The following is a 10,923-nucleotide window of genomic DNA, read 5'->3' as shown; positions in this document are numbered from 1 at the left end:
GATTACTCCTTGAAAGTGGTTTTGTTCATCAGGAATTGGAGAGCCCGCGATTTTTGCGCTAGGGCTTCTTTTGCCACATGGTCTGCGGATTCGTCGGCGGCGTCGGCGGCCTTGTCGGCGGTCGTTGCGGTCGATTCCTCGGTGGATTCCTGCGGCGATCCAGCCTCATGGCTGGAAGTCTCGTTGATCCACTTCAGGACAGTTCCATCCTGAAGTTCTTCATCGGTGAACAGCTTTGAGTGCGTACCCACATGGGCGAGCACGGCATGTGGTTCTTTAGAACCCAGAACCTGAATAGCCGATGCACCCTCGCCAAGCTCGTATCTCTTGTTGGCGCCGTCTGCGGTGCCGGGATCGGCTTCGATCTCGTTGCGACACTGCGCACCTAGATGGCAGGCGGCGTCGTGCATGGCCTGAACCATCTGGTCGTGCTTGACATCAGGGTCGTTGCCGCTGGCCCCGAACCCGCCTTCACCGGCCTTGTCGCTGAGCAGCTCGATGAGGTTCAGGGCGTCCGGTACTGGGTTGGGCTTGGCCGATTTCGATGCCAACACCTTCGCCTCGGGATTGGCGGGGACGGCGACGAAAGCGGCGTTCAGTAGCTCGCGTTCGGACTTGCCGTCCTTCTGCGCTTTACGCTCGGTGTAGGTGACGGATACCGAGTTGATGTGGCCTTCGTTGACGAGCTGTCGCACCATCTGCGCGTATTCGGTCCCGGCGTAGGTGCCCTTGCCGACTAGCTTGTTGCCCTCGAGACGCGGCACCGCGCTGCCGACGGTCTTTTCGAGGCTGCGGACATGATCGCCGTCGATGTGGATGCGCTCGGGCAACGGCTGCTTCCACTCGTCAGCCCAGAGATTTTCGTCGTCGCGATCGCGGGTCTCGGTCGACAAAATGACCTCGAACTCGCCGTTGGGATGGTCGGATTCGACCGGAGTGACTGTCGCACTCTTGGTGATCACGTCCATTTAGAGTTGCCTTTCGATGAGGTAGGCGCACGCCTGGCGGATGAATTCCTCATCAGCTGGGTGCTTTTCGAGCAGCATCCGCACTGCCTGCTGAAGCGATTTGCCGCTGCCGACGTAGCCGCCGATGTCACGGATGTACTTCTGAGCGGCCGCCGAGGGTGCCGGCACGTCGGTGCCGCCCGAGCCGTTGAGCGCGGGCACATGCGTCAACTCACCGGCATCGACATCCGGTGCGGCGCCGCCGTCGCTGTCCACGTTCGGGTTCGCGCCCAGCGGCACTAAAGCCTGGTTCGCATACAGCTTGTCGGCGTCAGGACCAGCGTCGTTGAGATCGAACAACTGACGCGCCTCGGCCGGCTTGTAGACACCGGCCGACACCAGCTTGGCCATCGCCTCAGCGCGCTGCTCGAACGCTCCCCGCAGCACCTCGGCGACGGCGAACTTCATCACCTTCGGCCCGTAAAACTCCCGCCCCACTTGCCAATTCACACAGGACTCGATGAACTCCACCCGCGGCGCCATGCTGTCCCGATACAGCGAGCGCATGTTCTCGGTCACGTTCGAAAATGTGGCGTGATCCAGGATCTGGATCGCGGTCGGCGGCAGGTCCATCACCGCGGCGACCTCTTCACGCGAGAGCTTGCGGCCCTCGATGTAGGCCATCTCTTCGGCGTTGAGCTGCATCGCCGTGAATGTGACACCGTCCTCAAGCACCGGCACGCGACCCCAGTTCCCTGTGCCTTGATGCTCGGACTGAAACGCCATCTTGAGCCGTTCGCGGCCAAGCGTGCCGAGCTCGCGTTCACTGGTGAGCACACCGGATGGTCGGGCGCCGTTTTTCCACGCCGATGCCATCGCCCGCCGGCTGGAGTCCTCGTTGTAGAGCGTCAGCCGCAACGGTTCCAGCCGCGACATGCCGCGCATCACGTTGTCGGGGTTGAACAACCGGAAACAGACCACGTCGTTTCGGCTGAACACCTCACCCGGGCGTCCCATGAACCGGTAGGCCTCTTCACCGCCGGTGTCGCGGAAGATCTGCACCAGCGACGGATGCATGGGCACGAAGCCGGTGATCCGGTTACCGCGGCCCTCCCGTAGCTTGATCCAGTAGGTTTCGCCGTAGACCTCGATCGTTGAGGTCGTCCATGCCCAGAACGAGTACGAATCCAAATGGGGGCAGGGGTCGGCCATCAGCTCCGCGAACGGCCCATCCAAATCGAGTTCCTGCCCCGACGACGGAGACTCGTCCCACACATTCACGCCCAGCCGAGCGATGCTGCTGGAGACCTTGTTGACCGCGGTGTAAACCCACGGCTGCGTGCGATACAACTGCCCATACGACGCGAACGCTGTCTCTAGCGTCATGCCCAGCTTGGGCACGTAGTACGACGGCCAGAACTGCGGCGCGGTCTCCGCGAAAGCCTGGGGGGCCAACGGCATGTTGGTCCCGTTCTCCAAGATCGGCATTACGTCGGCAGTTCCTGCAAGAAGACGTGGATACGGTCGACGTACTGGCGTCCCTTGATCGGCTGCGCGGTCTCACCCGGCGCCGGCCACGTCTCACACTGCTCGAGCACGAAAGTGGCGTCGTCGTAGTCGGCCAGGCGCCCCGTGAAGACGGCGTCGCTGTCGATGAAGTTGACCGCTACGCGGCGCCGCAGCGCCTTGTCGAGCACAGACTTGTGTGTGAACAAACGGTTTCCTTCACAAGACGAGGACGTCGGCGCCGTCGGCGCCCGAATAGATCGATGGTCGGTCGTCGGGCAGATGCCCCAACCCCCACACCGCGCCCAGCGTGGCCATCAGCGGTGCGGTGTCGCTCGGTGACTTGCCGGCGTCGATGATCCAGCCACCACCGGACTGCACCCGGATCGCTGCCGACGTCGCCGCCATATCCAAACCGGGATGCGGCAAATGACGCACTTGCTTGTCGCGCACCGCGTCGAACATCTGGCCATGCGCCGCAGACACGTCGGCGGCGCCCCACTTCTCCAGCGGCAGCCCGGCCGCCTCTATCTCATCCAGAAGCGACAAAGATGGTGTCCCCGTGCCCGACCGCAGGACGACCACCGCATAGCCGTCACGGTTGGCCTGCAGCCACGGAACCACCCAATCTGAGCCCTGCTGGTCCGCCCAAATCCCAACCACTGGCTCACTGCTGTCGTCGAGCGCCGCCCGAGCCACATAGCTTCGCTCCCGGTTACGGTGGCTGTCCGAAACCTCGACACAAATGGCCGACTTGGCGCCCTGCGCCGGCCGCGCAGCCGCATCCTGGGTGTCCGCCCACGTCCCCTCGGGAAACGGTCCACCATCGGCCAGGGACACCCAGCGGCACATGCACTCCATGTCGAACACATGCGGCGGCGACGTGCGCAGCGCCGCGCCTAACGCCCGCTCAGTGATGCAGTTCTCCGTTGTCTCGACGTGGTTGAGCGACGGATTAGCCTGCGCCCACGCGACCCGGTCGCCGCGCGTTGCGGCCGGCGGTGCTGACCACTCGAACCAGCCCAGCGAACTACCGGACTCGTCGATCTCCAGACCGTCCTCGACCTCGCCGAGCACTTCAGCGTCGGCGTCGCCGTCCGGCCAGCCCAGATCGCGATGAGCACAGGCCCGCAGATACCGCAGCACCACGCTCAATGAGTCGCCGGCGTTGGAGAACGCCCACGCTTGCGCTTTCGGCCGCGCGTTCATCGTGTTCGTCACCGACGCCCACGAATCCCACGACTGATGCTCACGCAGCTCGTCCAACAGGATCAGATCACCGGTGAAACCACGGCCGCCGCGGCGGCTCGCAGCCGCCACCCGATACTCACAACCCGTGATCAACGTGAGCACCTTCGGGTGACCGCGCTTGACGTCCTCGATCAGCGGCGCCAGCTCATCGTTCTCCACCGCCCATTCGACGGCCTCAGCCCACGACTTCTCCGAGCGCGTCAAATCCTGCGCGGTGCCGATCACCGTGCGCGAATCCAGCGCGTAGATGTGCCACAACGCCAGGATCAGCATCACCAGCGTCTTGCCGTTCTGACGCGCAACCTCGCACACCACCGTGCGGAAGCGGTACAGGCCGTCGTCGTCGAGCTCCAGGGCGTGTAGCAGCAGCCACTTCTGCCAGGGGAACAGCTTGACCTCGAGCACTTCCTCCGCGAACGCGATACACGCGAAGCCGTGGGTCGTCTCGGGGGTGAGTTCGCGGCGCGGCGGCGTGAAGATCCGCGGCGTCTCGATGCCAAGGACGGTCATCCTGTGGCCGAGCCGGGCTTCGTCATCGCCCGCACCGACGCCAACCGCGACTTCCGCGCATCAGCACCCTTGTGCAGCGCATCCAACGTCGCACGCAGCTCTTTCGACGCGCCGGGATGCTGCACCACAGCATTCGGGTTGTCCAATACCCTGGCCAGCGCCAACGCCGCCGCCTTCAAACCAGGACGTAGTTCAGCCATCGCTAGGCCCTCGAGCTCGGACTCCACCGCGGTCTCGACGCGGCCGGCCTGGACAACAGCGCCTGACACAGGCTGTGCTAGCGACACGACCGGCGCGGGCACCGACCGAACCGGGCCACCTTTCGCGAGTCGCGAGCGGCGTTCCCGCTGGTAATCACGGTTAGCCGCTTTGCAGGGATCACAGCGGCAACCGTCAATGTATGTTCTGCGCGTTCCATGTTTAGCTGGCATGGTTGTCTCGAAAGTTGTTGTGTCTCAACGCGATGCACGACACGCGCATCGGTTCAAATAGGTTCATTTACAACGCTTTTCAGCGTCATGATTTGACGTTAAAGCGTTGTCGTGCAATAGGTTTGGCGCCTTTCGACGGCCTGCTGATCTTGATGTTTTGAAGTTAGCTACACAGCAAACACCCCAGCGAGCAAACTAACCGACTGCAATACCAGCCACATCTTCGCAGGTCAACGACTATTCAACGCCAACACAGCAAACGGCGATCTTGTTTGCTGGTGGCTGAAGCTTTGCTGTACAGCTAACATTCCACTAGCATATAACCGCAGGTCAGGGTCGTTTCGGCGTCAACCGGCAACATTCCAACGCAGAGTGACCGTGCTACATCGTGTTTGCTGTGCGAAAAATTGCCGCAGCCGAAGGCTCGTCCGTTTCGGGGTTTGCTGGGATTTGCATCCCCCCTGGTCAGAACCGTTTTTGACCGTGTGGGCCGTTTGCTGAATCATGATCAATCAAGATCGCACGGTCGATCCTAGCAAACATCCAATCCTGTTGCAACACAATGCATTTCACGCATGGTCACCATACCGTCGGCGCCCAATTCGCTTGTGTTGCAACACGTTTGGTGTGTGAGATCCTATGTGCTGCTGGGCTTTTCGCGCCGCGGCTGTGGTTGCATGTTGCGTGTGCGATTCGCCAGTTGGAGGGTTCGTATACCAGGTGCGGATGGGTGGATGTCGGTCGTACGTGGTCGAGTTCGGGTCCGTGTTTGGTGCGGCCTGGTGTCGTGTAGTCGATGGGTTCGCCGCATAGCCAACAGGGTGCGTTGATTGCGCGGCAGCGTGCGATGAAGTCTTTGCTCATCTTGCGGTAGCGCCGGCCGCTGCGTAGCTCGCTCATCGGGCGTATGCGGTGGGGTCGTAGGTCAGGCGCTGCAGTGCTGGGTCTGTGAGGTCCACAGTGCTGGCGTCGGTGGGTGCTGTGAAGGCGAAGTTGGTGATGGTTCGACCGGCGCTGGCGTAGACGACGTTGCTGAAGGACACGTCGTAGATGAGTTGGTCGAGGCCGAGGATGGGGCTGTTGGCCAGCAGCTGCAGGTCGGGGGTGTCTTCGCGGTTGATGGTTTGCAGTTCGCCTTGCAGGATGCGTCCGGTGATGGGGGCGATGGCCAGGCCGGTGTTGGCGCTGGTGTCGTTGCCGAGGTCGAGGTTGGGGACGTAGACGACGGTGCCGGGTTTGAGCCTAGGTGTGAAGGTGACGAATGCGCTGATGACGACGAATTGGGGAGTGTTGGTGTTGCCGCTGGTGGATGGGGCTTCGATGTCGTACCAGTGGCCGGTGGTGGTGAAGTAGATGAGTTCGTTGGGGGTGGTCATGCCCCTCGACCTTCCAGGCTTTCAGCTGGCCACTGGACGCCGCAGCCGCATGTGTGCCAATCGTCGTCGTGTCCACGCTCGCTGATGCAGAGGTGCTCTGAGGATCCCCATGACAGGCATCTAGATTCGACTGCTGGCGGATCAGCAGGTCTGGTGGTCATGGGTAGGTCCAGCCGGTGGTGGGGGCCCAGCGTGCGGCGGTGACGTTGTGTTCCCAGGTGTTGCCGTCGTCGTCTTCGTTGACGGTGAGGATCGGTGCGCTGTTGATGGTGATGCGGGTGTCGGAGTCGACGATCATCGCAGGCGGGGCTATTCGGGGCGCTCAGCGCTTTTCTCAGTGTCCTGAGTGGCCGCGGGCTTGGTGTGGGGTGGTTCGGGTGTCAGTGAGCCGTAGACGGCGATTTGGTCGGTGTCTTGGTCGATGCTGTAGCTGTAGACACGCTGGAGGAACACGATTTTGCCGTTGACGCGGACCTCGAGCTGCGTGGGGCCTGGTGGTGTGGCTGTAGCTGGGGGTGAGGATTTACGTCGGGGCGGCATCCGTGTTTCTTTCAGTTGGCAAATGGTCTGGAATGTGAGAACCCCCAGGTCTGAATCGTGTTCAGGCATGGGGGTTGCACAGTCAATTCGAAGTATGCCCTGGTCAGTGGGGTGCGTGCAAGTGATGGGATTCGCGGTGTGTCGTGGTGCCAGCTAATCACTGGGGTCAGCGCAGTCGTTGACGGTGGACCGGGCGGCCCGCGTGGTCCGCGGGCTCTGCTGCGTGTTCGGAAGCGGTGGACTCGGTGCGTTGGCGTAGTCGGCGGGCGCGTCGGAGGCTGTAGACGGCTGGGTCGCCGCGGCGGATGCGGAACTTGACGATCTTGCCGTCGTGGATCCAGCCGCGTGGCTGGATGCGCCCTTGTTTGATCCAGTCGTAGAACTTGACGCGTGAGATGGGTTCTCCGAGGTTGTCGAGTACCTCGAGGAGTTTGGGTTCGGGTAGGAGGTCTCGGTCGACGGCGGTTTTGAGTCGGTTTTTTTCGACGTCGATGGGTTGTTTGCAGGTTGGGCATGTCACTGTGCGGTCGTCGATGTCGGCGTAGAGGATGGTGGCGCATTCGATGGGTTCGCCGTGGTGGTTGTAGTTGCGGATGGTTGGGCAGGGGCCGGCGAAGTGGCGTTCGTGGCGGTTGATGGCGCCGATGAGTTGGCCGCCTTTTTGGTCGCTGCCGACGAGTTTGTTGATGTCGTGGTAGAGCTGGTGGCGGCCGTGTTTGTTGGCGAGGTTGAGGCGGGCGATGGCGCCGACGTTGACTCGTAGCCAGCGGGCTAGGTGTTTGGTTGTGACGGTGGACAGTCCGGGTGGCGTTCTGCCGGTGTGGCGCTGGGCGATGGTTTCGACCCAGCGGAGTAGAAGCTTTCGGACGTTGCGGGCGGTTTCGGCGGCGTCGAAGTCGATGATGTCGAGTTCGTTGGGTCTGCGGGTTCGGCCGACGGTGCCGTGTGGGATGCGGTCGAGTTTTTGGATTCGGGCGTCAAGTTCGTCGAGGAGCCAGGGGATTTCGTCGAGCATGTTGGCGAGTTGGATTTGGCAGTTGTCGCAGAGGTAGAGCTGGGTGCGGGATTTGCAGTGCTGGCATTGGATCATCAGTCGGGCCACCTTCCGACCATGAGGTCGTCGGGGCCTTGGCCGTCTACGAAGTGGGCGTCGAACAGCTCCCAGGTTGTGCGGTGACCGTCGTAGTCACAGTGGGCGAAGATGCGTTGGTCGTCGACGGTAGCGCTGTGTGTTCCGCCGCGCGGGCCGGGCCGGGGGCCTGATTCCAGCAATTGTCGGATGTAGTCGCCTGTGACGATCATGAGGTGCTGGAGTCCGCGGGTGGGGTCGGCTTGTTGAAGATGCCCCAATCGCATTCATACCAGTGTCGGCAGGTGCGTTCGTACCCGATTGGCTTCGGTGTGGGGCAGTCGCAGTCGCCTTCGGTGCGGTACCGGATTTCGATGCTCATGCGGCACGCCAGTAGCTCAGGCGCCAGGCGTGGGCAACTCATGTGGCATCCACGCGGATTTCCACTCCGGGTGTTTCGCCGATTTCGGCGAGGCGTTTGTAGGCGTGGAGGTTGACGACTAGGGCGTCGTCGGTGATGAGGATGCCGGTGATGGCGTCGAGGCAGGCCCGGGTGAGTTTGTCGATGTCGGGTCGTTTCGACGCTGGCGGTGTGGATCGTTTCGGGGCGCTTTTAGGTCTGGGCATGACGAAGTTCAGCAGGACAGAGACAGCGGTGGTGGCGATTGTTGCGCCGTTGTCGAGCATGGCGTTGTGCGCGGCGATTGCGACGCGTTCACGCCACGGGCCGACGTCTTTGGATGATTCGACGAGTATTCCGCGACCGACGTGGCGTTTGGACCCCTGGGGTCTGGGGTTGCCTGGGACGAAGAATTCGACGGAGGTGGCGATCTGGGGTGCGGTCATTGGACTTGCTCTGCTCTGGAGTAGCCGCGCGCGCGGGAGTTGTGGGCGCCGAAGTTCAGCTGCCAAATCTCGCCGGTGTGCAGTTCGATGGTGGCGTACCAGGCGGTGTCGTCGAGAGCTTCGAAGTGGATGGCTTTGACGTCGGTGGCGACGAAGTCGTCGAGGGTTCCGTCTTCGTCTAGACCGATGCGGGGGTTGGCGGTCACTGTGCCACCGCCAGGCGGCGGACTGCGAGCGCGAGCAGTTCGAACGGCGCGTATTCCGGTTGTTCTGTTGCAAGTTGGTTGGTGTGTTCGCGGATGGTATGAGCTAGGCCGAGCATGCCGATAGGTCCGTGGTAACGCGGTTGGGCGCCGAGCTCGTTGATCAGTGCGTCCAGGATGTCGCTGTTGGCGGCTTCAAGTTGGTCAGCGTAGGCGAGCAGGTCGGGAGTGATGCGGGGGCAAGTCATTGGTTGTCGCCTTTAGGCTTGGTGAGCGCGGCTCGGCAGGCTGCGATGCCGCGCTTGTGGGTTTCGGTGCGGTCGACGTGGTCGCAGATCAGTCCGTTGGGTCGGTAGCCGTCTTCGTCGCAGAGTGTGCATTTTGCCGTGGCGGCTTGGCGTGCAATTGGATCGGTGCGGCGGTACTCGGCGCAGGCCTCGTTGTAGGCGCGTTCGCGTTCGGCTTGGCGTTGGGCGTAGCCGGGGTCGAGTTCAGGCATCGTTGATCGACTTTCCGACGGCGAAGCCCGCCCGGTTGGTGATTGCTTGCAGGGTGGCGCAGTCGAGTTCGGCGTCACGGCGGTTTTCGCGTGCCTGGCGTTCGGCGTCGGATTCGCGTTCGGTTCGGTCGCGGCGGATCTCGCGGGCGAAGGCGATGATCTCCGCCGGTTCGGGTGCGTCAGCATGGGTGAGCGCGCGTTTCTTGACCGCGGCGATCAAATCGGTGAGCTCGAGTCGGTATTCGCTGAACAGGTCGGCCCACACTGAGGCTGTCGCGAGGGTTGCCTGTTCGTCGTCCATTCGGGGGGCGGTACGCCGGTGGCAGGCAGCGACGATGGTCATGACTTCGATTGCATCGGCTCGGCTGGTCATTGGAGTTCCTTGGGTGGGTTGTGGTTTGCGAGTTGGGCGTTTTCGCGGGCGCGTTCGGCTTGGGCGAGTTCGGCGTAGGAGCGAAGCTTGCTGCCGCTGTTGGGGTCTCGGGTGTGGCCGTTGCGGCGTTTGATGACATCGGCGGCGAGCGACGGCAGGATTCCGGGGCCGATGCCGGTTTTGGTGGCCCAGTCGCGGAGGGCTTGTTCGACGACGTCGGTGGGTGTGCCCTCGCGCAGGAGTGTGCCAGCGGTTATTCGCAGCGCGGTTTGCGTTGCCGAGTTGATTTCGCTGGGGATGGTTTTGCGGACGAGGTCGGCTGCTGGTGTGGCGGCGATTGCGTCGCGCGCGTTGCTTTCTGTAGCTGACTCAGGAACGTAACCAAAGTTCTCTGTCTTAGTCTCTGTCTCAGTCTGACGGGCGCGCGCGCGTCCGCGGGGGTTGCGACCGTCCGGGCGGACATCCGTCGTTTGTCCGCTGATTGTCCGCCTGGACAAATTAACGTTTCCGCTGTTCGTGGCCGGTTTGTTCGAACTACGTGCGATTCGTTTGCGTTCCGCTTCAGCCTCCCGGTAAGCCTTAACCTCGCCGGACGTACGCTGCCACTTCGTCCAACGTGTGAATCGGATGTCGCCTACGTGTTCGCCATCTACCCATAACGGTTCGGGTCGTGTCGCCATGAGCGCCGCGCGGATTGTGGGGGTGCAACCGAGTTCGCGGAGCTTCTCAGCCGACACATAACCGTCGCTGAGTTTCTTTGCTGAGTAGGAGCCGGCGAGGGTCCATACGCCGATAGCGGCGGCGCGGATTTTGCGTGGGATCGATAGGACTTCAGATGAGTCGTAGAAGTCCAGATCGACGTTGAAGCCAGGGGGTCTGCGGTCAGCCATCAGTCGATCTCCCCGGACGCGGGCTTGATCTGTCGCTGGACCGCGTAAGCTCGGTGGACGTAGGTGTCGCGTTCAGTGATCTGCTCAGCTGTCAGAGGTGGAACGTCGGGGTTGTGACGCAGCATCGGCCCGAACACACGCCGGCAGTCGCCGCAAGGCTCTCCGACGGCGGCAACAGGGTTGGGGCAGCCAGGAACCACACACGTCGACAACATGGTGAGTTGGCCGGTCATGATGCGGCCTCGAACAGCTCCAGCTGCGCAGTGAACGTGTGGCCGTCATGGCATTGGCAACCGCATACCGAGCGGTGCGACGGCCGGACGACCTGGAGAATCCCGACGCCTTCCAACGTGGCGCAGATGCCGTCCAGGAACGCGCCTTGCCACGGCTTGGTGCCGCGCCGGCCGCCCTTCGGAGGGACCGTGATGTAGCACTCAGGCATCCATATGCCGCCCTCACACGCCCCGCCGGGCGCGTAGGGG

Annotated in this window: 18 protein-coding genes; all 18 read right to left on the bottom strand. The window is 62.6% G+C overall.

What is annotated here, in order from left to right; all coding sequences use genetic code 11:
- Positions 1–2: 2 nt before the first annotated feature.
- A complete protein-coding gene (locus AC5Y49_RS11140) occupies positions 3–830 on the bottom strand; it encodes an HK97 family phage prohead protease (RefSeq protein ID WP_499886901.1) in 828 nt (275 codons plus the stop codon).
- Between the two features lie 138 nt (positions 831–968).
- On the bottom strand, positions 969–2,435 hold the full coding sequence (locus AC5Y49_RS11135; RefSeq protein ID WP_499886899.1) for a phage portal protein: 1,467 nt from the start codon (positions 2,433–2,435) through the stop codon (positions 969–971).
- Positions 2,435–2,662: a hypothetical protein gene (locus AC5Y49_RS11130; RefSeq protein WP_499886898.1), complete on the bottom strand. Its 228-nt coding sequence runs from the start codon at positions 2,660–2,662 to the stop codon at positions 2,435–2,437. The genes AC5Y49_RS11135 and AC5Y49_RS11130 overlap by 1 nt, the downstream gene beginning before the upstream one ends.
- 10 nt (positions 2,663–2,672) lie before the next feature.
- Entirely contained in the window at positions 2,673–4,214 is a 1,542-nt protein-coding gene (locus tag AC5Y49_RS11125; protein ID WP_499886896.1) for a terminase large subunit domain-containing protein, read from the bottom strand.
- Complete coding sequence (locus AC5Y49_RS11120) at positions 4,211–4,483, bottom strand: hypothetical protein (protein WP_499886894.1); 273 nt, start codon at positions 4,481–4,483, stop codon at positions 4,211–4,213. The genes AC5Y49_RS11125 and AC5Y49_RS11120 overlap by 4 nt, the downstream gene beginning before the upstream one ends.
- A gap of 1,058 nt (positions 4,484–5,541) precedes the next feature.
- Positions 5,542–6,021, bottom strand: coding sequence for a hypothetical protein (locus tag AC5Y49_RS11115; RefSeq protein ID WP_499886892.1), 480 nt, complete (start codon positions 6,019–6,021; stop codon positions 5,542–5,544).
- A 157-nt stretch (positions 6,022–6,178) separates the two neighbouring features.
- The gene (locus tag AC5Y49_RS11110; protein WP_499886890.1) at positions 6,179–6,319 is read right to left on the bottom strand and encodes a hypothetical protein; all 141 of its coding nucleotides are present in this window, start codon (positions 6,317–6,319) and stop codon (positions 6,179–6,181) included.
- A gap of 11 nt (positions 6,320–6,330) precedes the next feature.
- Positions 6,331–6,474, bottom strand: coding sequence for a hypothetical protein (locus AC5Y49_RS11105; RefSeq protein ID WP_499886888.1), 144 nt, complete (start codon positions 6,472–6,474; stop codon positions 6,331–6,333).
- 253 nt (positions 6,475–6,727) lie between these two features.
- Positions 6,728–7,663, bottom strand: coding sequence for a DUF1922 domain-containing protein (locus tag AC5Y49_RS11100; protein ID WP_499886886.1), 936 nt, complete (start codon positions 7,661–7,663; stop codon positions 6,728–6,730).
- Entirely contained in the window at positions 7,651–7,917 is a 267-nt protein-coding gene (locus tag AC5Y49_RS11095; RefSeq protein WP_499886884.1) for a hypothetical protein, read from the bottom strand. Before AC5Y49_RS11095 ends, AC5Y49_RS11100 begins: the two co-directional genes overlap by 13 nt.
- Before the next feature lie 133 nt (positions 7,918–8,050).
- Entirely contained in the window at positions 8,051–8,476 is a 426-nt protein-coding gene (locus AC5Y49_RS11090) for a RusA family crossover junction endodeoxyribonuclease (RefSeq protein WP_499886882.1), read from the bottom strand.
- Positions 8,473–8,682 carry a hypothetical protein gene (locus AC5Y49_RS11085; protein ID WP_499886880.1) on the bottom strand — a complete coding sequence of 70 codons (210 nt, stop codon included), beginning with the start codon at positions 8,680–8,682 and terminating at the stop codon, positions 8,473–8,475. The genes AC5Y49_RS11090 and AC5Y49_RS11085 overlap by 4 nt, the downstream gene beginning before the upstream one ends.
- Complete coding sequence (locus AC5Y49_RS11080) at positions 8,679–8,927, bottom strand: hypothetical protein (RefSeq protein WP_499886878.1); 249 nt, start codon at positions 8,925–8,927, stop codon at positions 8,679–8,681. Before AC5Y49_RS11080 ends, AC5Y49_RS11085 begins: the two co-directional genes overlap by 4 nt.
- Positions 8,924–9,178, bottom strand: coding sequence for a hypothetical protein (locus AC5Y49_RS11075; protein WP_499886876.1), 255 nt, complete (start codon positions 9,176–9,178; stop codon positions 8,924–8,926). Before AC5Y49_RS11075 ends, AC5Y49_RS11080 begins: the two co-directional genes overlap by 4 nt.
- Entirely contained in the window at positions 9,171–9,551 is a 381-nt protein-coding gene (locus tag AC5Y49_RS11070) for a hypothetical protein (RefSeq protein ID WP_499886874.1), read from the bottom strand. Before AC5Y49_RS11070 ends, AC5Y49_RS11075 begins: the two co-directional genes overlap by 8 nt.
- Entirely contained in the window at positions 9,548–10,441 is an 894-nt protein-coding gene (locus tag AC5Y49_RS11065) for a hypothetical protein (protein ID WP_499886872.1), read from the bottom strand. The genes AC5Y49_RS11070 and AC5Y49_RS11065 overlap by 4 nt, the downstream gene beginning before the upstream one ends.
- Positions 10,441–10,674 (bottom strand): hypothetical protein, encoded by a 234-nt coding sequence (locus AC5Y49_RS11060; protein ID WP_499886870.1) that lies wholly within the window; start codon positions 10,672–10,674, stop codon positions 10,441–10,443. Before AC5Y49_RS11060 ends, AC5Y49_RS11065 begins: the two co-directional genes overlap by 1 nt.
- Positions 10,671–10,883 carry a hypothetical protein gene (locus AC5Y49_RS11055; RefSeq protein ID WP_499886868.1) on the bottom strand — a complete coding sequence of 71 codons (213 nt, stop codon included), beginning with the start codon at positions 10,881–10,883 and terminating at the stop codon, positions 10,671–10,673. Before AC5Y49_RS11055 ends, AC5Y49_RS11060 begins: the two co-directional genes overlap by 4 nt.
- Between the last annotated feature and the right edge of the window lie 40 nt (positions 10,884–10,923).

This window comes from Mycobacterium sp. NGS62, assembly GCF_059812285.1.
Note: the sequence above shows the minus strand (reverse complement) of the source record. Positions and strands in the feature narration are given on the sequence as shown.

What these genes read in the sequence shown, in the direction of transcription:
- AC5Y49_RS11095 (WP_499886884.1), bottom strand. Translation starts at nt 7,917, where the DNA reads ATGCGATTGGGGCATCTTCAACAAGCCGACCCCACCCGCGGACTCCAG.
- AC5Y49_RS11060 (WP_499886870.1), bottom strand. Translation starts at nt 10,674, where the DNA reads ATGACCGGCCAACTCACCATGTTGTCGACGTGTGTGGTTCCTGGCTGC.
- AC5Y49_RS11125 (WP_499886896.1), bottom strand. Translation starts at nt 4,214, where the DNA reads ATGACCGTCCTTGGCATCGAGACGCCGCGGATCTTCACGCCGCCGCGC.
- AC5Y49_RS11110 (WP_499886890.1), bottom strand. Translation starts at nt 6,319, where the DNA reads ATGATCGTCGACTCCGACACCCGCATCACCATCAACAGCGCACCGATC.
- AC5Y49_RS11065 (WP_499886872.1), bottom strand. Translation starts at nt 10,441, where the DNA reads ATGGCTGACCGCAGACCCCCTGGCTTCAACGTCGATCTGGACTTCTAC.
- AC5Y49_RS11070 (WP_499886874.1), bottom strand. Translation starts at nt 9,551, where the DNA reads ATGACCAGCCGAGCCGATGCAATCGAAGTCATGACCATCGTCGCTGCC.
- AC5Y49_RS11055 (WP_499886868.1), bottom strand. Translation starts at nt 10,883, where the DNA reads ATGCCTGAGTGCTACATCACGGTCCCTCCGAAGGGCGGCCGGCGCGGC.
- AC5Y49_RS11080 (WP_499886878.1), bottom strand. Translation starts at nt 8,927, where the DNA reads ATGACTTGCCCCCGCATCACTCCCGACCTGCTCGCCTACGCTGACCAA.
- AC5Y49_RS11135 (WP_499886899.1), bottom strand. Translation starts at nt 2,435, where the DNA reads ATGCCGATCTTGGAGAACGGGACCAACATGCCGTTGGCCCCCCAGGCT.
- AC5Y49_RS11115 (WP_499886892.1), bottom strand. Translation starts at nt 6,021, where the DNA reads ATGACCACCCCCAACGAACTCATCTACTTCACCACCACCGGCCACTGG.
- AC5Y49_RS11090 (WP_499886882.1), bottom strand. Translation starts at nt 8,476, where the DNA reads ATGACCGCACCCCAGATCGCCACCTCCGTCGAATTCTTCGTCCCAGGC.
- AC5Y49_RS11075 (WP_499886876.1), bottom strand. Translation starts at nt 9,178, where the DNA reads ATGCCTGAACTCGACCCCGGCTACGCCCAACGCCAAGCCGAACGCGAA.